General features: G+C 64.9%; 24 protein-coding genes. 7 read left to right on the forward strand and 17 right to left on the reverse strand.

Translation table 11 applies throughout. From position 1 onward, the window contains the following. Nucleotides 1-57: 57 nt before the first annotated feature. From IEG05_RS18345 to IEG05_RS18390, 10 genes are all read right to left on the reverse strand, one after another. Entirely contained in the window at nucleotides 58-1,479 is a 1,422-nt protein-coding gene (locus tag IEG05_RS18345) for a cbb3-type cytochrome c oxidase subunit I (RefSeq protein WP_014819181.1), read from the reverse strand. 44 nt (nucleotides 1,480-1,523) lie between these two features. Beyond that, nucleotides 1,524-1,964 (reverse strand): c-type cytochrome, encoded by a 441-nt coding sequence (locus IEG05_RS18350; RefSeq protein ID WP_014819180.1) that lies wholly within the window; start codon nucleotides 1,962-1,964, stop codon nucleotides 1,524-1,526. Between the two features lie 268 nt (nucleotides 1,965-2,232). Next, nucleotides 2,233-2,739 (reverse strand): siroheme decarboxylase subunit beta, encoded by a 507-nt coding sequence (gene ahbB, locus IEG05_RS18355; RefSeq protein ID WP_044315383.1) that lies wholly within the window; start codon nucleotides 2,737-2,739, stop codon nucleotides 2,233-2,235. After that, complete coding sequence (locus tag IEG05_RS18360) at nucleotides 2,714-3,157, reverse strand: Lrp/AsnC family transcriptional regulator (RefSeq protein WP_044315382.1); 444 nt, start codon at nucleotides 3,155-3,157, stop codon at nucleotides 2,714-2,716. Before IEG05_RS18360 ends, ahbB (IEG05_RS18355) begins: the two co-directional genes overlap by 26 nt. Continuing rightward, entirely contained in the window at nucleotides 3,150-3,662 is a 513-nt protein-coding gene (gene ahbB / locus IEG05_RS18365) for a siroheme decarboxylase subunit beta (RefSeq protein WP_046621512.1), read from the reverse strand. The genes IEG05_RS18360 and ahbB (IEG05_RS18365) overlap by 8 nt, the downstream gene beginning before the upstream one ends. Further along, complete coding sequence (locus IEG05_RS18370) at nucleotides 3,659-4,117, reverse strand: Lrp/AsnC family transcriptional regulator (RefSeq protein ID WP_046621510.1); 459 nt, start codon at nucleotides 4,115-4,117, stop codon at nucleotides 3,659-3,661. Before IEG05_RS18370 ends, ahbB (IEG05_RS18365) begins: the two co-directional genes overlap by 4 nt. A 1-nt stretch (nucleotide 4,118) precedes the next feature. After that, a complete protein-coding gene (locus IEG05_RS18375) occupies nucleotides 4,119-5,294 on the reverse strand; it encodes a cytochrome D1 domain-containing protein (RefSeq protein WP_046621506.1) in 1,176 nt (391 codons plus the stop codon). Continuing rightward, a complete protein-coding gene (locus tag IEG05_RS18380) occupies nucleotides 5,291-5,632 on the reverse strand; it encodes a c-type cytochrome (protein WP_041016044.1) in 342 nt (113 codons plus the stop codon). Before IEG05_RS18380 ends, IEG05_RS18375 begins: the two co-directional genes overlap by 4 nt. Before the next feature lie 17 nt (nucleotides 5,633-5,649). Then, on the reverse strand, nucleotides 5,650-5,964 hold the full coding sequence (locus tag IEG05_RS18385; RefSeq protein WP_041016043.1) for a c-type cytochrome: 315 nt from the start codon (nucleotides 5,962-5,964) through the stop codon (nucleotides 5,650-5,652). A 56-nt stretch (nucleotides 5,965-6,020) separates the two neighbouring features. Beyond that, nucleotides 6,021-7,736 carry a nitrite reductase gene (locus IEG05_RS18390; RefSeq protein ID WP_096780428.1) on the reverse strand — a complete coding sequence of 572 codons (1,716 nt, stop codon included), beginning with the start codon at nucleotides 7,734-7,736 and terminating at the stop codon, nucleotides 6,021-6,023. Nucleotides 7,737-8,060: 324 nt separating this feature from the next. Between IEG05_RS18390 and IEG05_RS18395 the strand changes: the two genes are divergently transcribed. The 7 genes from IEG05_RS18395 (at nucleotide 8,061) to IEG05_RS18425 (ending at nucleotide 14,431) form a co-directional block, all read left to right on the forward strand. Next, nucleotides 8,061-8,873, forward strand: coding sequence for a CbbQ/NirQ/NorQ/GpvN family protein (locus IEG05_RS18395; RefSeq protein ID WP_014819171.1), 813 nt, complete (start codon nucleotides 8,061-8,063; stop codon nucleotides 8,871-8,873). Beyond that, complete coding sequence (locus IEG05_RS18400; protein WP_045665494.1) at nucleotides 8,857-9,444, forward strand: cytochrome c oxidase subunit 3; 588 nt, start codon at nucleotides 8,857-8,859, stop codon at nucleotides 9,442-9,444. Before IEG05_RS18395 ends, IEG05_RS18400 begins: the two co-directional genes overlap by 17 nt. Before the next feature lie 3 nt (nucleotides 9,445-9,447). After that, a complete protein-coding gene (locus tag IEG05_RS18405; RefSeq protein ID WP_014819169.1) occupies nucleotides 9,448-9,696 on the forward strand; it encodes a cytochrome C oxidase subunit IV family protein in 249 nt (82 codons plus the stop codon). A 169-nt stretch (nucleotides 9,697-9,865) separates the two neighbouring features. Further along, on the forward strand, nucleotides 9,866-11,047 hold the full coding sequence (gene nirJ, locus IEG05_RS18410) for a heme d1 biosynthesis radical SAM protein NirJ (RefSeq protein ID WP_014819168.1): 1,182 nt from the start codon (nucleotides 9,866-9,868) through the stop codon (nucleotides 11,045-11,047). 70 nt (nucleotides 11,048-11,117) lie between these two features. Then, nucleotides 11,118-11,954 (forward strand): uroporphyrinogen-III C-methyltransferase, encoded by an 837-nt coding sequence (gene cobA, locus IEG05_RS18415; RefSeq protein WP_046621502.1) that lies wholly within the window; start codon nucleotides 11,118-11,120, stop codon nucleotides 11,952-11,954. After that, on the forward strand, nucleotides 11,945-13,468 hold the full coding sequence (locus IEG05_RS18420) for a nitrite reductase (protein WP_046621499.1): 1,524 nt from the start codon (nucleotides 11,945-11,947) through the stop codon (nucleotides 13,466-13,468). The genes cobA and IEG05_RS18420 overlap by 10 nt, the downstream gene beginning before the upstream one ends. A gap of 102 nt (nucleotides 13,469-13,570) precedes the next feature. Then, nucleotides 13,571-14,431, forward strand: a complete 861-nt coding sequence (locus IEG05_RS18425; RefSeq protein ID WP_014819165.1) for a LysR family transcriptional regulator — start codon at nucleotides 13,571-13,573, stop codon at nucleotides 14,429-14,431. A gap of 24 nt (nucleotides 14,432-14,455) precedes the next feature. Here IEG05_RS18425 and IEG05_RS18430 read toward each other — a convergent pair whose 3' ends face one another. The 7 genes from IEG05_RS18430 to IEG05_RS18460 form a co-directional block, all read right to left on the reverse strand. Further along, entirely contained in the window at nucleotides 14,456-15,595 is a 1,140-nt protein-coding gene (locus tag IEG05_RS18430) for an HPP family protein (RefSeq protein WP_191122500.1), read from the reverse strand. A gap of 95 nt (nucleotides 15,596-15,690) precedes the next feature. After that, the gene (ccoN, locus tag IEG05_RS18435) at nucleotides 15,691-17,133 is read right to left on the reverse strand and encodes a cytochrome-c oxidase, cbb3-type subunit I (RefSeq protein WP_046621493.1); all 1,443 of its coding nucleotides are present in this window, start codon (nucleotides 17,131-17,133) and stop codon (nucleotides 15,691-15,693) included. 269 nt (nucleotides 17,134-17,402) lie between these two features. Beyond that, entirely contained in the window at nucleotides 17,403-18,512 is a 1,110-nt protein-coding gene (locus tag IEG05_RS18440; RefSeq protein ID WP_191122501.1) for a methyl-accepting chemotaxis protein, read from the reverse strand. A gap of 10 nt (nucleotides 18,513-18,522) precedes the next feature. Continuing rightward, nucleotides 18,523-19,266 carry an SDR family NAD(P)-dependent oxidoreductase gene (locus tag IEG05_RS18445; RefSeq protein ID WP_041016082.1) on the reverse strand — a complete coding sequence of 248 codons (744 nt, stop codon included), beginning with the start codon at nucleotides 19,264-19,266 and terminating at the stop codon, nucleotides 18,523-18,525. Nucleotides 19,267-19,383: 117 nt separating this feature from the next. Continuing rightward, nucleotides 19,384-20,574, reverse strand: a complete 1,191-nt coding sequence (locus IEG05_RS18450) for an NnrS family protein (RefSeq protein WP_041016033.1) — start codon at nucleotides 20,572-20,574, stop codon at nucleotides 19,384-19,386. Between the two features lie 328 nt (nucleotides 20,575-20,902). After that, entirely contained in the window at nucleotides 20,903-21,085 is a 183-nt protein-coding gene (gene tatA, locus IEG05_RS18455; RefSeq protein WP_014819159.1) for a twin-arginine translocase TatA/TatE family subunit, read from the reverse strand. 51 nt (nucleotides 21,086-21,136) lie between these two features. Beyond that, nucleotides 21,137-21,709: a nitrous oxide reductase accessory protein NosL gene (locus tag IEG05_RS18460; RefSeq protein ID WP_046621488.1), complete on the reverse strand. Its 573-nt coding sequence runs from the start codon at nucleotides 21,707-21,709 to the stop codon at nucleotides 21,137-21,139. Nucleotides 21,710-21,724 lie beyond the last annotated feature (15 nt).

The raw sequence follows: 21,724 nt of genomic DNA on the forward strand, positions 1-21,724 counted from the left end.
AAAAGCAAAACGGCCCGCTGTTACCAGTCGGGCCGTCGATCCTCATTGCGACTCGTCTCAGGCCGCGGCGGCAGCTGCTACGACCGGTACCCGACCGCGCTGGCGGAAGCTGTACAGGTAGCAGACCAGGCCGATCAGGAAGAACACCCCGGCGATCAGACGCAGCCAGAAGAAGATGGCCAGCTGGTCAGCGGTGTTCATGAACGACATGGCAGCGCCATCGGCAGGGATCCGCTGCAGCCACACCTGCACCACGCCGGCTGCGGTGAGGAACAGGGTGATCGCGACCATGGAGATGGTCATCAGCCAGAAGCCCCAGACTTCGATGCGCTGAGCACGTGCATCCGGTGCTTCGCCCAGGCCACGCAGACGCGGCATGGCGTAGCTGATCATGGTCATCACGATCATCGCGTAGGCACCGTAGAAGGCCAGGTGGCCGTGTGCGGCAGTCAGCTGCGAACCGTGGGTGTAGTAGTTCACCGGAGCCAGGGTGTGCAGGAAGCCCCACACGCCGGCACCGAGGAATGCAGTCACGGTGGTGCCGATGGCCCACAGCGAAGCGGCCTTGTTCGGATGCTCGCGGCGACGACGGTTAACCATGTTCAGCGAGAACAGCACCATGGCGAAGAACGGCAGCGGTTCCAGGGCGGAGAAGATCGAGCCCAGCCACAGCCACACGGTCGGTGCGCCGATCCAGAAGAAGTGGTGACCCGTACCGATGATGCCGGTGATCAGAGCCATGGCGATGATCACGTACAGCCACTTCTCGACCACTTCGCGGTCCACGCCGGTGATCTTGATCAGGACGAAGGCCAGCATCGAACCCATGATCAGTTCCCACACGCCTTCCACCCACAGGTGCACGACGAACCACCAGTAGTACTTGTCGCGTGCCAGGTTCTCGGGGTTGTAGAAGGAGAACAGGAAGAACACCGCGAGGCCGATCAGGCCGGTCATCATCACCGTGCTGACCACGGTCTTGCGACCCTTGAGCATGGTCATGCCGACGTTGTAGAGGAAGCCCAGGGCCACCACCACGATGCCGATCTTGGTGATCGTCGGCTGCTCGAGGAACTCGCGCCCCATGGTTGGCAGCAGTTCGTTCTTGGTCATTTCCGCCAGCCCGGCATAGGGCACGAAGAGATAACCGAGAATGGTCAGCACGCCGGCCGCGGCGAACACCCAGAACAGGATGATGGCCAGTTTCGGACTGTGCAGTTCGCGGTCCGCTTCCTCGGGAATGAGGTAGTAGGCGGCACCCATGAAGCCGAACAGCAACCAGACGATCAGCAGGTTGGTGTGAACCATCCGTGCCACGTTGAAGGGCAGCAGCGGGAACAGGAAGTCACCGATGACGTACTGCAGCCCCATGATCAGACCGAACAGGATCTGACCGACGAACAGGATCAGTGCAAACACGAAGTAGGGTTTGGCAACGGCCTGCGATTGGAATTTGAGATGCGGATTGATGATGCTCATCTCGTGGCCCCTCCAGTGAAATCGGAAACAAAGACGTCCATCAATCAACCCTCCCTGTTTGGCGGCCAGTTGTTGGTATCGATCTTCGAAGTCCACTTGAGGAACTCCGCCATATCGTCAACTTGCTGTTCGGTCAGATTGAACTGGGGCATCGCACGACGACCGGGGGCGCCGAGTGGCTGGGCCTTCATCCAGGCGTGCAGGAAGGGCTTGAAGGCCTCTTCACCACCACGACGGACGAACACGTTGCCCAACTCCGGCGCGAAGTAAGCGCCTTCACCGAGCAGGCTGTGGCAGCCGATGCAGTTATTGTTTTCCCAGACTGCCTTGCCGCGTACTACCGCTTCGGTCATTTCCGATTCGTTCGTGCGTTCGGGGAAAGTCTGCTCTGTGTGGTAGGTAAGACCGAGGAACACCAGGAAGAAGAACACGCTTCCTCCGAAGTAGATATTCCTGGCCATTCCTTTGGTGAAGGTCTCGGACATGGTCGCCTCCTCATGGCTTGGCGTGGCCAGTTTAAGAAGGGGGCTATCGAAACCTGCTTGATGGCAATCAAGAAAAACCTGAACGTGGCAGTAGGGCTTTCTGGAGACCCTGCAGGAGGAGCGCAAAGCCAGACGCCACGGGGGCTGCAGCGCGCTGCGGGTCACTGGCCTGAATTTTCGGCGGCGTGACCGTGGCTATATGAGTGGCCCGCGCGGCGATCGCACGCAGGCACTGCCAACACCCCGATGGGCGCCGGCAGGCCGAGATTCAGGCGCGGCGTTGAGTCGCCAGGCGCAGGCCGGTCTTCTTCAGGATGCGGCTGGACACCAGCATCTCGTTGGCCCGGCAGGCGTTGCCCAGCAGCGCACGAATCTGGTTGCGGTAGGCCTCGATATCACTGGCATCACGCCCATGCACCATGGCGAACAGGTTGTATGGCCAGCCTTCCTGCCGTGGTCGGCGATAGCAGTGACTGACGAAAGGCTGGGCACCGATCAGCGCACCCAGTCGCGCGATCTCGGCGTCGTCGACGTCCCACACGGTCATGCCGTTGTGCCGGTAGCCGAGGCGGTAGTGGTTGGGTATCGCCGCGATACGCCGGATCGCGCCGTCCGCCTGCAGCCGCTGCAGCAGCGCCAGGGTGGCGTCGACGTCGATGCCCAGCTCCCCGGCGAGCCAGGCCCAGGGATCGGTCACCAGCGGCAGCCCGGCCTCGGTCAGCTCGATCAGGCGGCGGGTCAGGCCATCGTCAGACGGGGAAGTGCAAACCGACATGGAAGGTTTCCTCTTTCGGCAGATTCAGCACCGCCAGGCCGGTCTTGGCCTCGATGCGCGCGATGCTCTCGGCGATGCCCTGCGGGGTCTCGCAACCGAGCACGAACCACATGTTCCAGCGGTGTTCGCGGCGGTAGTTGTGTGCCACTTCGGGCATCGCCTCCAGCTGCGCGGCAACATCGTCGAAGCGCGCCTCCGGCACCGACAGCGCGGCCAGGGTGAAGGCGCCGCCAAGCCGGTCGATGTCGAACATTGGCCCGAAACGGGTCAGCGTGCCGTCGTCGAGCAATGCCTGGACCCGCTCGCGCAGGTCCTCGGACGTGCTGCCCAGCTCCTCCGCCAGCGCTTCCCAGGGGTGGCGCACCAGCGGCAGGCCATGCTGTAGACGATTGATCAACAGCCGGTCGAATTCATCCATTGGCGACCTCGAGCAGCGGCGGTGCAAAACGGCCACCGCACTGCTTGAAGGCCCGCGTGCTGAACAGCAGCTGATGCGGTACATCGCTCAGACCGTTGTCCGCCAGCAGGCGCTCGATCAGCTGGCAGACCTGGTCGCGCTCGCGGCCATGGACCATGCAGAACAGGTTGTAGGGCCAGTGCGGCAGACGCCGCGGGCGCTGGTAACAGAGATTGACTCCGGCAGCCTGGCCAAGACGTCGACCGACTTCGTCGATCTGCGCGTCGGGGATGTCCATCACCAGCATGGCGTTGGCGCGAAAGCCCAGCGCGCGGTGCTTGAGCACCAGGCCGAAGCGGCGGAACAGGCCTTCTTCCTGCCAGCGTTGAATCTGTTCGAGGACCTGCGCCTCGACGCTGCCGATCTGTTCTGCGAGCCGCTGGTAAGGCCGCGCGGCCAGCGGCAGGCCGCCCTCGAGCAGGCGGCGCAGCTGCAGCGCCTGCAGATCATTAAGACAACCGGTCATGATGGATCTCCCAGCGGGAAGCCGAGGTCGATGCGAAAGGCCTGCTGCATCGGCAGGTCGAGCGGCACCAGGCCGGTGTCCGCCTCGATCTCGGCCAGCAGCCGGTCGATGTGTGGCCGATCTGGCCCGGTCAGCACGAACCAGAGGTTGTAGCGATGCTCGCGCAGGTAGTTGTGGTTGACCTCGGGAAACGCATTGATGCGCGCCGCGATCTGCTCCAGCCGCGCCGCGGGCACGGCCAGCGCGACCAGCGTGCTGGCGCCGGCACGGCTGTGCTCGAACACCGGGCCGATGCGCGACAGGCCACCGCCCTCGTGCAGATGTTCGAGACAGGCGAGCACCTCGTCCTCGCTGCAGCCAAGCTCGTCGGCCATGGCACGGTAGGGCTCGGCGCACAGCGGCATGCCGTGCTGGTAGCGGTCGATCAGGCGGCGACTGAGGGCGTCGATCTGCATGTCACAACCCCGTCTCGTGGGCGCGGCTGCTGAAGAAGATGCCGCTCGGACTCTGCGCAGGCAGTCGCTTGAGCAGCTTCAGGGTGTAGGGGTCCCAGACCTGGATTTCCTCGCCATCGCGCACCGACAGCCAGAGCTGATCGCCGCGGGCGGTGAACTCCATGTGCAGCACGGCCGGGCCCGGTTCCAGATCGGCGATGACCTCGTGGGTCTCGCTGTCGATGACCTGGACCTTGCCGTTGTCGGGGTGGGCGAAGTTGACCCAGATCTGCCGCGCGTCAGGTCGTGCCATGACGAAGATCGGCTGACCGGCAACGTCGATGGCGTCGGTCTGCTGCCACTTCTCGGAATCCATCACCAGCACACGATGCTGGCCGACGGCGGGGACAAAGGTCTGGTTGCCGGCCACGGTCCAGCCTTCCAGGTGCGGCATCTTGTACACCGGCAGTTTCTGCCGGCCGCGGCCGTAACCATCGAGAATGCGCTCGACACCACGCTCGGGATGCCAGAGGTCGATCTTGGCCATGCCGTCCTCGCCGAACAGGCCGGCGATGTAATAGCGCCCTTCAGGAGTCAGCAGCGCATCGTAGGGTTGGCGGCCGATACCCTCGAAACGGGTGATCTGCGGCTCGTTGCCCTGGCTGAAATCCAGCAGCCAGGTTTCATCGGTATCGAACAGGCTGTAGATGAAGCGCCGGCCGGGCACGTCGATCACGCCGACCACCCGCGAATTGCGGCTGCCGTCGGCCAGCGGCGTCGCCGGTATGTCGGCGACCAGCTCCAGGGTCTTGGCATCGAATACCTTCACCCCGCCCGGCTCGTAGTTGCCGACCGCGATCAGCGTGCCGTCCTGGCTGATAGCGCCACCGATGCTGTTGCCACCCTGGATGACGCGACGATCGATGCGCTGGCGCAGCAGGTCGACCTTGGTCAGCCCGCCGTCGCGGCCGAATACGTAGGCGTAGCGCTGATCGCGGGAAAACACCACCGAAGCATGGGACAGGTCGCCCAGGCCCTCGATGCGGGCGAGCTGGCTCTGGTTGCTGCTCTCGATGATCTGCAGGCTGCCGGTGGCGCGCTCCACCACCACGCCTAGGTCACCGGTACCGCGCAGCGGTTGCTGCGCGCAGGCCGCAAGCAGGCCGGCCGCAGCCAGCAGCAGAAAAGGACGAATCATGGCTTGGGATATCCTTCCAGAAGGCGGTCGACCAGCCAGGCGATGTCCTGCTCGTCGAGCAGCGCATTCCAGCCGGGCATGGCGGTGCCGGGGCGGCCGTGGGTAACGGTAGCAATGAGACTGTCGCGGGGTTTGCCAGCGAGCGCCTCGCGGGTCAGCGCGGGGCCGAGGCCGCCAGTCATGCGCAGGCCATGGCAGGAGCCACAGTCCTGAAGCAGCAGATGGTCGAGCTTCGCCTGGCGTTCGGCAGTAGGTGCTGCGGCCAGGGCAAGGGGAATCAGGAGGAAGGACGCCAGGGCGAGCCCCAAACGCGATACTACTTGGCGGGACTGAATCATGACGTCCTCCTGGGGTGTTACTTCTGGCTAAGAACCCACTCGGCGAGGATCTTGGCTTCTTCTTCGGTTACTGGGTTTGGCGGCATCGGGATCGGACCCCAGACACCCTGGCTGCCGTTCTTGATGTGGCCGGCCAGCAGATCGGCAGCGCCGTCCTGCCCTGCGTACTTGGCGGCGACTTCCTTGAATGCCGGGCCTACCAGCTTGGCATCGATGCTGTGGCACGCGGCGCAAGGCTTGCTCTTGAACAGCGCTTCGCCGTCCTGTGCGAACGCCGGCTGCAGGGCCAGCGCGCCGCCAAGGGCGAGCAATGGGAGCAGAATTTTTTTCATGAGTACTTCCTCAAGGCTAATCGGGGGCGGATCTTGAGGCCCGCCCCCAGGTGGACTCAGTAAACGTCGTACTGAGTGTTGTGGACGTTAAATTTACCGGTTGGGGTAATCAACCTTTTGTCCTTGATCACTGTTTTGAGTTCTAGCGTCTTGTCATCTACGACAACAATCGCGGACTCCTCTTCCTGACCATTCCAGACCGAGAACCAGACTTCGTCGCCCGCCTCATTGTACTCCGGCTGCACCACGCGCTGGGCGCCGCCTTTCAGGCCGGACCACTCGCCGATGGGCAGCACCTTGTAGCCGCCCTCCAGATTGCTAATGTCGAAGACCGCAGCGGACTGGCTGATCTTGGCGTCCGGGTGGAAGGTGGTATCCAGGTAAAGGTGCTTGGACTTCGGATGGGTCTTGATGAACAGCGAACCGCCACCTTGGCCCTTCAGAGTCTCGACCACTTTCCAGGCGTTCTTCGGATGCTTGTCCGGGTCGGTACCAATCAGCGAGATGGTCTCGTCGCCCAGGTGGCTGGTTGCCCATACCGGTCCGAATTTCGGATGCACGAAGTTGGCGCCACGGCCTGGGTGCGGAATCTTGCCGACATCGACCAGCGCGGCCATCTTGCGCTCTTTCGAGTCGATCACCGCAACTTTGTTGGAGTTGTTCGCTGCCGTCATGAAGTAGCGGTGGCTCACGTCCCAGCCGCCGTCATGCAGGAACGGTGCGGTGCCGATCATTGTGGTGGTCAGGTTGTTGATGTCTTCGTAGTTGACCAGCAGGACCTTGCCGGTCTCCTTGACGTTGACGATGAACTCGGGATGTTCGTGGGAGGCGATGATCGCCGCGACGCGCGGTTCCGGGTGGTATTCCTGGGTACCGACGGTCATGCCGCGGGTGGAGACGATCTGCAGCGGCTCGAGGGTCTCGCCATCCATGATGGTGAACTGTGGCGGCCAGTAGTCGCCGGCGATCACGTACTTGTCCTCGTAGCCCTTGTACTTCGAAGTTTCAACCGAGCGGGCCTCGATGCCGACCTTGATTTCAGCGACCTTGACCGGCTCCTTGCCCCACAGGTCGATCATGTCGATTTTGGCATCGCGACCGATGACCAGCAGGTAACGACCCGAAGCGGACATGCGCGAGATATGCACTGCATAACCGGTGTCGATGGTCTTGACGATCTTCTTGCTGTCACCGTCGACGAGGGCGATCTTGCCGTCGTCACGCAGGGTGACGGAGAACAGGTTCGGCAAGTTCAGCTTGTTCATCTGCTTTTTCGGCCGATCTTCCGGCTTGACCAGCACATTCCAGGAATTCTTCATCTCCTTCATCCCCCACTCGGGCGGGGTCGGCGGAGTGTGCTGGATGTACTTGGCCATCAGCGTGATCTGGTCCTTGGTCAGCGCGTTGGACGTCCCCCAGTTCGGCATACCGGCAGGCGAACCATAGGTGATCAGCGCTTCCAGATAGGCCTGGCCACGCTCCTGGGTGATGTCAGGCGTCAGCGGCTTGCCGGTCGCGCCCTTGCGCAGCACACCGTGACAGCCGGCGCAGCGCTGGAAGTAGATTTCCTTGGCCTGCTCGAACTCGGCGCTCGTCAGATCTGGCGCACCCGGCGAATGCACAACCTGAGCGCTAGCCGGATCGACCGCCGACGCCTGCCCCTTGTAGGCCGCCTCAGCGGTCTCGGGGTTCGCTGCGGCCTGGGCAACGGCCAGACCGAGCATCGAAAAGCCGGCGATGAAGCCTGCCAGTAGTGGTTTGCTCATACTGATATCTCCTCTGAATCGCTTCATGCGATTCCTGCTAGTGACGGCGGTGCGGCAGTTCCCGGGGACTTATTTGGTGCGATTGCATCCTAGGAGAGGGGAACTGACTAAGCGCTTGACGACAATCAAGAGAGCCCCCGGCACCCCCTCAGCGTGACGCCTTGTCGCGGGCGTAACGGGTCGAAACGTCTGGAATCGGCTTCGATTGGTTGGCATCAGGTGCGGGACTTGATCGCAATCAAGCTTTGCCGGCGGATGGCTTGAGAGGGGTCGGTGGGGCCGGTAGCTTGGCGATGGAAATAACCAACTGCTGCCGTGAGGTACTTGCCTGTGAATGCGATTGAAATCCCGACTGCCGCCGGCACGCCTGACGCGCCCTTCTACCAACCGCTGGGCAACGAGGAGCAGCTGTTCCAGCAGGCCTGGCAGCACGGCATGCCGGTGCTGATCAAGGGCCCGACCGGCTGCGGCAAGACCCGCTTCGTGCAGCACATGGCGCATCGGCTCAATCTGCCGCTGTACACCGTGGCCTGCCATGACGACCTCTCCGCCGCCGATCTGGTCGGCCGTCACCTGATCGGCGCCCAAGGCACCTGGTGGCAGGACGGCCCGCTGACCCGTGCGGTACGGGAAGGCGGAATCTGCTACCTGGACGAGGTGGTCGAGGCGCGACAGGACACCGCCGTGGTACTGCACCCGCTGGCCGACGACCGCCGCGAGCTGTTCATCGAGCGCACCGGCGAGGCGCTCAAGGCGCCGCCGGGCTTCATGCTGGTGGTGTCCTACAACCCCGGTTACCAGAACCTGCTCAAGGGCATGAAGCCGAGCACCCGCCAGCGTTTCGTGGCGATGCGCTTCGATTACCCGCCGGCCGCCGAGGAGGTGCGCATCGTCGCCAACGAGGCGCAGGTGGATGACGAACTCGCCGCCCAGGTGGTCAAGCTCGGCCAGGCGCTGCGCCGGTTGGAGCAGCATGATCTGGAGGAAGTCGCCTCGACCCGCCTGCTGATCTTCACCGCGCGGATGATTCGCTCCGGCATGACGCCGCGTCAGGCCTGCCTGGCGTGCCTCGCCGAGCCGCTGTCGGATGACCCGCAGACGGTCGCCGCGCTGATGGATGTGGTCGATGTCCACTTCGCCTGAAGCCACCAGCCAACTGTCCCGGCGCCTGCCGGGCGATCTGGCGATGTGGTTCTTCATCCTCGCCGAGCTGACCGTCTTCGCCATCCTGATCCTGGCGTTCGCCGCCACGCAGATGCTCAATCCGCAGCTGTTCAGCGAGAGCCGCGCGGCGCTGGACAGCTCCATCGGCCTGGCGCTGACCCTGAGCCTGCTGACCTCAGGCCTGTTCGCCGCCCTGGCGGTGGAACAGGTGCGCGAGGCCCGGTCCGGGCGCGCGACGCTGTTGCTGCTCGCCGCGCTGGGCTCATCCTGCGTCTACGTGGTGCTCAAGCTCAACGAGTACAGCCACCTGGCCGGGCTCGGCCTGGGCATGGAACACAACACCTTCTTCACCCTGTACTGGATTCTGACGGGCTTTCATTTCCTGCATGTGCTGCTGGGCATGGTGATCCTCGGCTGGCTGGCCATGCGCTGCCGCCGCGGCGCCTACGGGCCGGATGAGCACAGCGGCCTGGAGTCCGGAGTGCTCTACTGGCACATGGTGGATATGGTCTGGGTGCTGCTGTTCCCGCTGGTCTACGTGCTGAGGTAAGTCATGTCTGCTTCGAAGATTCTGGTGGCCTGCTGGCTCGGCCTGGCACTGCTGTCGGTTTCCACCGTGCTGCTGGGCAATGCCGGCGCCACGCTGGCATTGGCTGGTGCCGTTCTGCTCACGGCGTTCGGCAAGGCCTGGCTGATCACCGACGGCTTCATGGAGCTGCGCCACGCTCCGCGGGCGTGGCGTCTGCTGCTGCTCGCCTGGCCGCTGGTCCTGGTGCTCGGCGTGCTGCTGACCCTGCTCTGACCAACGGTACACCGCCGCAAGAAGCTGACGATGCGGTCAGCCACGCCCCGCGACTTTTATTGTTTCCGATCAAGGCCAGCCCTACCCCGCTCGTTGATCCTGCTGCTCAAGGAACGGGCGCCCGAGACGGCGCGCCCGGTGAGATACGCTGCCGAAGCGGAGCCGCCCCATGTTGAGAATCAGCCATTACCTGCGCGCCCTGGCCCAACCGGCCACCAAGGTGCTCGGTGCCCGCAGCGCCAGCGGCAAGCGCCCACCCGTGGTGATCTGGAACCTGCTCAGGCGCTGCAACCTGACCTGCAAGCACTGTTACGCGACCTCCGCCGACAGCGAGTTCCGCGACGAACTGGATACCGCCGAGGCGCTGAAGGTGATCGACGATCTGCACGAGGCCGGTGTGCGCGTGCTGATACTCTCCGGCGGCGAACCGCTGCTGCGAGCCGACATCTTCCAGCTGGCCGATTACGCCCGTGACAAGGGTTTCTTCGTTGCACTGTCCACCAACGGCACGCTGATCGACGAGAGCAACATCGAGCGTATCGCCGCGGCGCAGTTCGACTACGTCGGCATCAGCATCGACGGCCTGGAGGCAGTGCATGACGAATGGCGCCAGCTCAAGGGCAGCTTCGCCGCCTCCATGCATGCCATCGACCTGTGCCGCCAGCGCGATATCCGCGTCGGCCTGCGCACTACCCTGACGCAGAACAACTACCCGCAGCTGCCGGCCCTGCTGGCGCTGATGCGCGAACACGACGTGCAGAAGTTCTACCTCTCGCACCTCAACTACAGCGGCCGCGGCAAGCGCAGCAGCAAGGCAGACGCCCATCACCAGATGACCCGCGACGCCATGCGTCAGCTCTTCGAGCAGGCCTGGGACGACGTCCAGCACGGCCGCGAGACCGATTTCGTCAGCGGCAACAACGACGCCGATGCGGTCCTGCTGCTGCAGTGGGTCGAGGAGCGCCTGCCTGAGCATCGCGACCGCCTGGAAGGCATGCTGCGCGCCTGGGGCGGCAACGCCTCCGGCAGCGGCATCGCCAACATCGACAACATCGGCGACGTGCACCCAGACACCTACTGGTGGCAGCACACCGTCGGCAACGTGCGCCGCCAACGCTTCAGCGACATCTGGCTGAACGAGCCGGCGCCGCTGCTGCAGGAGCTGCGCCAGCATCCGCGCGCGGTCGGCGGTCGCTGTGCCGACTGCCGCTGGCTGGCGATCTGCAACGGCAACACCCGTACCCGCGCCTGGGCGCAGGGCGATCTGTGGGCCGAAGACCCGGGCTGCTACCTCTCCGACGAGGAGATCGGCCTGTCCGCCGCCGAGCGCATTCCCAGCATCGCCATCTGACCGATCGAGCGGCCGACCAAGCGCCGCAGCAACGCACTCCGTAAGCCCGATGAGAATTCAGGAGCACCGCATGGACCAGCCACTCACATTTCCCGCCTCGCTGAGCGCCGCGTTCGCCCCTGGCGAAGTCGCTCTGGTCGGCGCCGGACCGGGCGACCCCGGCCTGCTCACCCTGCGTGCCTGGAGCCTGTTGCAACAGGCCGACGCGGTGGTCTACGACCGCCTGGTCAGCGACGGGTTGATGGCGTTGCTGCCGGCCGACTGCAGCCGCCATTACGTCGGCAAGACCAGTGGCTACCACAGCCTGCCGCAGCCGGAGATCAACCAGCTGCTGGCCGACCTGGCGCTGCAGAACAAGCGCGTGGTGCGACTCAAGGGCGGCGACCCGTTCATCTTCGGCCGCGGTGCCGAGGAACTGGAATTCCTTCTGCAGCGCGGTATCGACTGCCAGGTAGTACCGGGCATCACCGCTGCGGCCGGCTGCAGCGCCTATGCCGGCATCCCGCTGACCCACCGCGATCTGGCCCATTCCTGCCAGTTCATCACCGGCCACCTGCAGACCAACGGCGAGCTGCACCTGCCCTGGGACGCCCTGGCTCAGGGCGGGCAGACGCTGGTGTTCTACATGGGCCTGGCCAGCCTCGGCGAGATCTCGCGCAACCTGATCTCCGCCGGCCTGCCGGTGGATACCCCCGCCGCGCTGATCGGCAACGGCACCCGCGAGAACCAGCAGGTGGTGCGCTGCACGCTGCGCCAGCTGCCAAGCATGGCCGACGAGCAGCACCTCACGCCGCCGACCCTGACCGTGATCGGCCGGGTGGTCGGCCTGTTCGCCGAGCGCCAGGTCCAGCACCCGGCGCGGCTGCACGGTGATCCAGCCCCGCAAACGGAGGCCTTATGCAACTGATACCCGCCCTGCTGCTGGCAGCCGCGCTGCCGGCGGCCACCTTCGTTGCCCTCGACCTGGCCATTCCGCGGGCTGCCGCGGCGACCCAGCCAGCCGACAGTCAGGCGCTGTACGAACAGCACTGCCAGAGCTGCCATGGCGTCAACCGGCTCGGCGGCGCCGGCCCCGCGCTGCTGCCGGAAAGCCTCAGCCGCATCAAGCCGGCCGAAGCCCAGGCGGTGATCCGCGACGGTCGCCCGGCGAGCCAGATGGGCGCCTACTCCCAGGTGCTGAACGACGCGCAGATCGCCGGGCTGGTCGACTATCTGTACCAGCCCTCAGCCGTGCCGCCGACCTGGAGCGACGCCGACATCCGTGCCAGCCACCGCATTCTCAAGGACGTCGCCACGCTGCCGACGACCCCGCAGCACGCCGCCGATCCGCTCAACCTGTTTGTCGTGGTGGAAGCCGGCAATCACCATGTGCGGGTGCTGGATGGTGACCGTTTCGAGGAACTGGCCAACTTCCAGTCGCACTTCGCCCTGCACGGCGGGCCGAAGTTCTCGCCGGACGGTCGCTTCGTCTACTTCGCCTCCCGCGACGGCTGGGTCAGCGTCTACGACCTGCACAACCTGAGCATGATCGCCGAGGTTCGCGCCGGGCTGAACACGCGCAACCTGGCGGTCAGCAACGATGGCCGCTGGGTGCTGGTGGGCAACTACCTGCCGGGCAATCTGGTGCTGCTCGATGCCCGCGACCTGTCGCTGGTCAAGCACATCCCCACCGTCGGCCAGGATGGCACGCCGTCACGGGTCAGCGCCGTATACACCGCTCCGCCGCGCGACAGCTTCGTGGTCGCGCTGAAGGACGTGAAAGAGGCCTGGGAGCTCTCCTACGCCGGCGAGCCGACCTTCGAACCCCGGCGCATCGAGGCCGCCGACTTCCTCGACGACTTCTCCTTCACCCCCGACTACCGCCACCTGCTGGCCACCTCGCGCAAGGCCCACGGCGGCCAGGTGATCGACCTGGATACCGGCAAGGCGGTCACCGATATCCCGCTGCCAGGCATGCCGCACCTGGGCTCGGGTATCTACTGGAAACGCGACGGCAAGTGGGTGTTCGCCACGCCCAACGTCAGTAAGGGGCTGATCTCGGTGCTGGACCTGGAAACCTGGAAGCTGATCAAGGAGATTCCCACCGAAGGCCCAGGCTTCTTCATGCGCAGCCAAGCCAACTCGCCCTACGCCTGGACCGACGTGTTCTTCGGCCCGAACAACGACGCCGTGCACCTCATCGACAAGCAGACCCTGGAAGTCGCCCACACCCTGCGCCCGATGCCGGGCAAGAACGCCGCCCACGTCGAGTTCACCAACGACGGCCGCTACGCCCTGCTCAGCGTCTGGGACACCGACGGCGCCCTGCTCGTCTACGACGCCAAGACGCTGGAGGAGGTTAAACGCATCCCGATGAACAAGCCCTCCGGCAAGTACAACGTCGGCAACAAGATCGAGTTCGCCGAAGGCACCTCGCACTGATCGTGAGCGGATCGCCCACCGATTCAAGGTGGGCGCCCCCACGACGGTCACAACCCCCTACAATCATCGGTACCGTCACGTTCACTGCATTTAAGGTCGACCATGGATATTGATCTCGCCCGCACCTTTCTCGAGATCATTCGCAGCGGCAGCTTCATCGCCACGGCCGAGCGCCTGCACATCACCCAGACGGCCGTCACCGCGCGCATACAGAACCTGGAAAACCAGCTGAGCTGCCGGCTGTTCGTGCGCAATCGCGCCGGGGCGCGGCTGACGGCCGATGGCGAGCGCTTTGCCGCCTATGCCCGCCAGCTGGTGCAGACCTGGGAGGCCGCGCGGCGCGACCTGCCGCTGCCACGCGGTTATGGCGAACTGCTCACGCTCGGCGCCGAGGTGAGCCTGTGCAACCCGCTGATGCTGGCCTGGGTCCAGCGGCTGCGGCAAGCGCTGCCGGGCCACGCCGTGCGACTGGAAGTGGGCAGCGGCGAAGAGCTGCAGAAGAAGCTCGACCTCGGCGTGCTCGACGCTGCGCTGGTGCACCAGCCGGAGTACCTGCCCGGTCTGCAGGTCGAACAGCTGCTAGAGGAAAAGCTGATCCAGGTGGTGCAGGCACAGAATCCCACGCCGTATCTGTACGTGGATTGGGGGCCGGCATTTCGCAAGCAGCATAACCAGGCGCTGCCCGAATACACCCGCGCCGCGCTGTCATTCAGCCTCGGGCCGCTGGCCTTGCAGTATCTGGTGCAATGCGGCGGCCGCGGCTACTTTCGCACCCGCGTGGTCCAGCGCTATTTGGAAGAAGGCGTTCTCAAGCGAGTGGAGCAGGCGCCGGAGTTCAGCTATCCGGTCTACCTGGTGCATGCACGCGCCAGCGAATCGCCCGCGTTGCTCAAGGCCGTCGAACTGCTGCGCGAAGTAGCCCTCGACGATTACGACTGGTCACGCTGGTACTACGATATCTGAGCGTCGCGCCGGACTCGTGGCCGCTCAGTCCGGCAGCTGCTTGAGCCAGTTGCGGTACAGCGCGGCGATCAGATCCGTCTGGGTAATCATGCCGACCAGCCGCTGTTGCTCATCGACCACCGGCAGGCAGTGCAGGCCGCGATCCGAGAGTAGATAAACCAGTTCGACCATGTGCGTATCGGCGGTCACCGAGACTACTGGCGAACTCATGATCGCGCGTAGCTTGGTGCCGCGCAGGAAGTTCAGCTGACCGAAACTGAGCCGCCCGGGCCGCGGGTGGAAGTGCTTGAGCAGGTCCACCTGGGTGACGATGCCGACCAGCCGATGGTCGTCGCCCTGCACCACCGGCAGCGAGCGCAGCCGGTGCACCTGCAGGGTCTGCCAGGCCTGCTCGATGAAGGTATCCGGCGTGTGCCAGTACAGATCGCGTGACATCACGTGCGCCGCGGTGATCTCGCCCATGCTGCGCCGCAGGGCGTGCTTCTCGGTCTGCTTGATCAGTCGTTCGAGGTCGTCACGGGTGACGTCGACATACTCGCCGAATTCCTGCAGCGCCCGGTCAACGTCGTCATGGGTGAAGCTCATGCGCTGGCCCGGCGGCAGGTCGCGGGTGTGATGACTGTTCTCGCGGCTCAGCCGCGGCTTCGGATAGGGATGCCCGGTCAGGTTGTTGTAGACCAGCGCGACCGTCACCAAGAGCGCCGAATAGAACAGCACTGGCCCGACCAGCGCGTAACCCAGCTGATGCAGCTCCGGGCTGCCCACCGCCGCCACCAGCGCCAGCGCGATGCTCGGCGGATGCAGGCAGCGCAGATAGAACAGACAGAGCAGCGACAGGCAAGCCGCCAGCGCCAGCGAGGCGATACTGGGCAAGCCGCTCATGCCCAGACTGATGCCGATCAGCGCCGCCAGCAGATTGCCAACCAGAACCGCCCATGGCTGGGCGAACGGGCTGGACGAGGCGACGAACACCAGCACCGCCGAGGCGCCGGCTGGCCCCATGATCTGCAGGGTCAACGAACTGCCGACCAGCATGTAGCCGCTGCAGAACACCAGCGGCATGACGATGGCGACGCCGAGGGCGGCGCGCAACCACTCCTTCGGCGAAGCATTCAGCGGGGCGGGAAGGAACGAGCGAATCCAGAGGGCGAAAGAGTCGTGCATTGGTCCTGCTTGTGTCGAAATCGGAGAGGCCGCCCGACGGGCGGTGGAGCGGTCCGTCCCTGGACCTGTTTTGAGCGAGATAGCTGCCCGGGCGTTCAGCTGGCCAGCAGCGGCGCTGCCTGCGGCAGGCGCTCGGCGCGGCGGGTGCGCACGGTCAGCCAGGTGTTCAGCGCCATCAGCAGCATGCCGCTGGCGAAGATGGCGCCGCCGGCCATGCGCACGATGTAGCCAGGATGGCTGGCTTCCAGCGCCTCGACGAAGGAATAGGTCAGCGTGCCGTCTTCGTTGATCGCCCGCCACATCAGGCCCTGGGTGATGCCGTTGACCCACATCGAGGCGATGTAGAGCACCGTGCCGATGGTCGCCAGCCAGAAGTGCGCATTGATCAGGCCGATGCTGTGCATCTGCTCGCGCCCCCACAGCCGCGGAATCAGGTGGTACAGCGAGCCGATGGAGATCATCGCCACCCAGCCCAGCGCCCCGGCGTGTACGTGCCCGATGGTCCAGTCGGTGTAGTGCGACAGGGCGTTGACCGTCTTGATTGCCATCATCGGGCCTTCGAAGGTCGACATGCCGTAGAACGCCAGCGAGACCACCAGGAAGCGCAGGATCGGGTCGGTGCGCAACTTATGCCAGGCACCGGAGAGGGTCATCATGCCGTTGATCATGCCGCCCCAGCTCGGCGCCAAGAGGATGATCGACATCACCATACCCAGGCTCTGCGCCCAGTCCGGCAGCGCGGTGTAGTGCAGATGATGCGGGCCGGCCCAGATGTAGATCGAGATGATCGCCCAGAAATGCACGATGGACAGACGGTACGAGTAGATCGGCCGCCCCGCCTGCTTCGGCACGAAGTAGTACATCATCCCGAGAAAGCCGACCGAGAGGATGAAGCCCACCACGCTGTGCCCGTACCACCACTGCACCATCGCATCGGTGGCGCCCGAATACAGCGAGTAGGACTTGAGCGGCCCCACCGGTACCAGCGCGTGGTTGATGATGTGCACCATGCCGGTGACGATGATGAAGGCGCCGAAAAACCAGTTGCCGACGTAGATGTGGCGGATGCGCCGGCGGGCGATGGTGCCGAAGAACAGATAGGCGTAGAGCACCCAGATCAGCGTCACCCAGAGTGCGATCGGCCACTCCATCTCGGCGTATTCCTTGGACGTGGTGTAGCCCAGCGCGTAGCTGATCGGCATTGCCACGCAGGCTGCCTGCCAGCCCCAAAACACCAGCGCCGCCAGCCGATCGGAGATCAGCCGGGCATGGCTGGTGCGCTGAACGATGTAGAAGGACGAGGCGAACAACGCGCCGCCACCGAAGGCGAAGATCACCAGATTGGTGTGGATCGGTCGCAGCCGGCCGAAGCTGGTCCAGGGCAGGTCGAAGTTCAGCTGCGGCCACACCAGCTGAGCAGCGATGAAGACGCCGAGGCCCATGCCGAGCACACCCCAGACCAGCGTCATCAGGGTGAACTGGCGCACCACGTGGTAGTTGTAGGCAATCGGTTCGGGACTGTTGTGCAGTTCGCTCATGCTCGCCAGGCGGCCGACGCGGGCGCCAGGGAACGAACATCGATATCTGCCAGCGCAAGCGCTGGCAATGGTCGACGGACCGGCACGCCGCATCCGCTCGCCGCTCCTCCTGGGATCGGTTCATATCGAGCGCGGTGGATTGCCGCGCAGACGGAATGCGTGCGCATTGTCTGCGGCGTTTTAAATGTTATCTAACGAATAGTATTGCTCGATAAGCGCAATATTTTTGCACCAACGACATCACGAGCGAAAACGCGGGCGTCTGTACCTCAGGCCGCGCGACTCGCCCCTTGCTCGTACTGATCGACCACGGCGGTGACGATGCGCATCACCTCCAGGTTTGCTTCCTCCATCTGCCCCAGGTGGCGCAGCGCGGTTTCCAGGGCGTCCTGAGCGAATGCATCGAGTGCCGCCTGCCCTTGGGCATGCACCGCCGTGTGGGGCCGCTCGATCTGCCGGAAGCAGTCCAGCGCCTGGATGTCGCGGTTGCCCTCGCCGTAATACCAGCGGCCGAAACGACAGTCGCGCTCGCTCGGCAGCTGCGGAATTGGCTGCGCCTGGTCGCTCAGCAGGTGGTTGTACACCACGAACTTCAGTGACAGCTCGTCAAGATTGGCCAGCTCGATGCCGGCACGGAAGGAAGACGCGGCGCTGCTGCCACGCATCGCCCCGGCCAGGTGATAGAGCGTACGCATCGCCTCGACCGCCACCTCGGTGGTTCGACTGAAGCCCTTGGCGTGGCCGCCCTGCAGCTGGATGTAATCATGCACATTGCGGATTTCGGCCTGCACTTCGCCAATCTTGCGCACGATGTCATCGGTCGCCAGCGCGGTCTTTTCCGCCAGGCTGCGAATCTCCCCGGCGACAACTGCGAAACCACGCCCGGCCTCGCCGGCACGCGCCGCCTCGATCGCGGCATTCAGCGCCAGCAGATTGGTCTGGCTGGCGATGCCGCTGATGAGATCGACGATGCCGTTGATCTCCTGCGAGCGCTCGGCAAGGGTATCGACCTTGCGCGAGGCCAGGCCGAGGCCGTCCTCCATCTCGGCGGCCTTGCCCTGCAGCTCGCCGAAATGCTTCTGGTTGCTCAGCGCCGCGGCGGCGACCTCGCCGGCACGGGCCTTGTTATCGCCCAACTGCCCGGTGAGGAACTCGAACGACTCGCCGAGATGGGCCACGGAGGTGCTGAAGCGAATCAGCCTTTCCGACACACCCCGGTAATAGTCGAGCTGTCGCTGGCGCTGCTGGCTGGCAGCCTCTGCCGCCTGCAGCTGCTGCTCCAACGCGGCGACGCGCGCCGCCTGTTCGGCGTGACTGGCCTGCAGCGCATTCAGCTCCTGCTCCAGGCGCGTCGCGCTGTTCTTCCACTTGAACCACATGCACTACACCTCAGCTGACGGTGTAACCGTTATCCACCACCCAGTCCTGACCGAACACGCCGCGCGCGCCCTGGGACAGCTGGAACAGGATGACGTTGGCCACCGCCGCCGACTCGAGAAAATGCCCCGGCAACAGACGCTTGGTGACGCCCTCGGCGACCGCTTCAAGCTGATCGTCGTTGAGCCCCAGCGAGCCCCAGATGGCGGTGGCGGTCGGGCCGGGCGAAACCATGTTGATGCGTACATCCAGCGGCGCGAACTCCACCGCCAGCGTGCGCGCCTGCGCCGCCAACGCCGCCTTGCTGGCGATGTAGGCCGCCAGCCCGGGGAAGGTCGAGCGGATCAGGAAGGTGCCGACGAAGACCACCGAGGCCGGCTTGGCCAGCTCGGTGCGCAACGCAGCGAAGGTGTTCAGCGCACCGGCGCCATTGACCGCCCACTGCCGATCGAAGGCGGCCATGTCCAGGCCATCGGCCAGCTCGGCGATACCGGCGTTGGGCACCAGGTAGTGCACCGGTCCCATCTGCGCGGCACGGCGCGCCAGCTGGGCCAGATCTTCAGCCGAGGTGACATCGCCGCTCAGCCACTGCAGCTGGTCGGCGTGGGTTTCCAGCAGCGGTTCGAGACCGCCGATGCTGCGTGACATCGCCAGCACCCGAGCACCGCGCTGCAGCAAGGCCGCGCACAACGCCAGTCCGATTCCGGAACTGGCGCCGGTGACGACAGCCAGACGATCCTGAAACTCGCTTTTCATCATCATCTCCGAGCTCGGCGCACGCCGAGTCACAAGCCGCCTCGCGGCAGCGGTTCTAAGGCTTGGTATTGACGAGCAGGCGCGACGGGCACCTGCCCCGGTGAAACGATTCGGTGCTCAGCCCGGATGGCCGTCGACCCGCGGTGCGACCAGCATCGGCGCGTAGCGCCAGACATACAGGGCGAAGGCCGCCGCCCAGCAGGCCGCCGCTAGCCACAGACCGCCGACCGGCCAGATGACGGAGAGGAATACCCGCGCGGCCGTGCCCAGATTGAACAGCACGAAGGCGCCAATGATGCCCGCCGGCAACTGCAGCGGCCGGCCGGTGTGGCCGAGGGTCACGCGGGCGATCATCGCCAGGATCAATCCGCCCATGGAGCCGACGCTCAGCGCATGCAGCGAAGGGCTGGACTGCGCCAGCAGACCGAAATGCCAGAGCGCCAGGCCGAATGCCGCGACCACCAGCCAGAGCATCGCCAGGTGCAGCGACCAGAGCAGGCCGACCTTCCAGATACCGTGGTCGTACCAGCGCGCCAGGCGCAGCAGATGGCCGACGCCGATGGCGACGAACAGCAGGCCCAGCAGCGGATGCGGCTGCAGGGCGACGCCGAAGGCGTGCAGCAGCGCGACGATCCCGGTGCCCACCAGCAGGGCGACATCCAGCCAGACCCAGGGCTTGACCGCCTCGACCTTGCCCAGGCCGCGCTGAGTGAAGAACGGAATCACCCGGCCGCCGATCAGCGCCATCAGCGCCGCGACCAGCCACAGCCCGGCGAGCACGCCCTGGCGCTGCAGCGCATCGTTGTCCTGCAGCAGGCCGACCAGGATCAGCACGTCCGCACCAAACATCAGCGTCAGTACCACCACGATCGGGTAATTACGCTTCTGCCGTACGGCCCAGAGCATCCGCGCCATCATCCAGACCAGCGCCAGCAGGAACAGCAGGTCGAGCGGAGCCAGCCAAGCGGCCGGCAGGCCGAACAGCCAGCCCAGGCGCGCGGCCAGCCAGAGCATCGCCAACCCCATCAGGCGATTGCCGGACGGCGCCGTCTGGCCGGTCCAGGTCTGCACCGCGGTGAGCAGAAAGCCGGCGACGATTGCCATGGCGAAACCGAACAGCATTTCGTGACGGTGCCAGGCCAGCCAGCCACCGGTGGGCTGAAAGCCCGGCCAGAGCCCGGTCCACGCGGCGACCCAGAGCGGAATCGCCAGCAGCGCGAACAGGCTGCCGGCGAGAAAGAAGGGGCGAAAGGCGAGCCGCCAGATAGGCGGAACACTCAGGGCTTTTCGCCGATCGATAACTTGCACGGAAGGGCCTCCAGACTTTCTATGTCCGACAGCACAACGAACGCGCGCCGGACGAATGATCGCTCCCGTTTACAGGAGCCAGGATTACTTTCTACAGGGTAGGCGCCATCAACAGACTTGATTGCGATCAGATTTTCGCGGAGGCGGCGGGAAAGTGACGGTCGGCGCCCGGAGACCGCCTGCAGACGCACCGTTGCGGTGCGAAACGGCCACGATTATCGAGCATTGAGCCGCTTGGGCGGCTCTCAACGGCGACGGGCATGCGCCTCCCCGGCAGCGCGCAAGCGCCGTGTTAGGGGAGGCTGGCCGAGCGAAGTGGGCGCTTTGTTTACTTGATTTCCTGCTTGACCGTCTCGGCCTGGGTGACGCTGTCGCCATCACTGACCGACTTGCGGAAGCCGCTGATCGCGCTGCCCAGGTCGGAGCCCAGGCCGCGCAGGCGCTTGGTGCCGAACAGCATGACGACGATCAGAAGAATGATCAGAAGTTGCCAGACGCTGATACCCATCATTGTGCTTACCTCGAATGTGTCGGAAGACTGGTTGCGGCCACTGAGTACGCCTCAGTGCCCCTGGTGTGTGTTGTGTGTATCGCTGGGCATGTGCTCGTGCATGCCGCCGTGCTGCATGCTCGCTGCTTCCTGCAGCAGCGCCTGATCGATCTGTTCGAAACGCAATACCCGGCCACCGTGTTCCTCGGCGAGGCGCATGGCGGCCTGCTCTTCGGCGAAGGTCGCCAGCGACGCACCCATGGCGCCCTTGAGCGACGTACCGATCACATAGTAGGCGCTGGTTGCGTCGATCAGGTGACTGTCATCCGGCTTGTCCCAAACGCTACGGCCCATATCGTGTACATACAGCCTGGCATCGAGCAGACGGTTCTCCGGCTGCAGCCACCAGCCGAGCATCTCGGCCGTGGAACAGAACTTCTTCACGCTGCCCTTCTCCACCGCCTGACCCTTGGGCCCGGGGAAGTCGCTGATGATCATGCCGCAGACGTGACACTCGTCGGTGTCATGGAAGGCCACCGGCTCGAGCGATTGCTGGACCTCCTCCTTCTCGCCGCAGCCGGCCAGGCCGAAGGCGAGCAACATGGCCAGGAGCGTTCCGGCGCCGATGCGATGCAGTGCGTTCATAGAGGGATTTCCTTT

This window comes from Stutzerimonas kunmingensis (assembly GCF_014764705.1).
GTDB lineage: Bacteria > Pseudomonadota > Gammaproteobacteria > Pseudomonadales > Pseudomonadaceae > Stutzerimonas.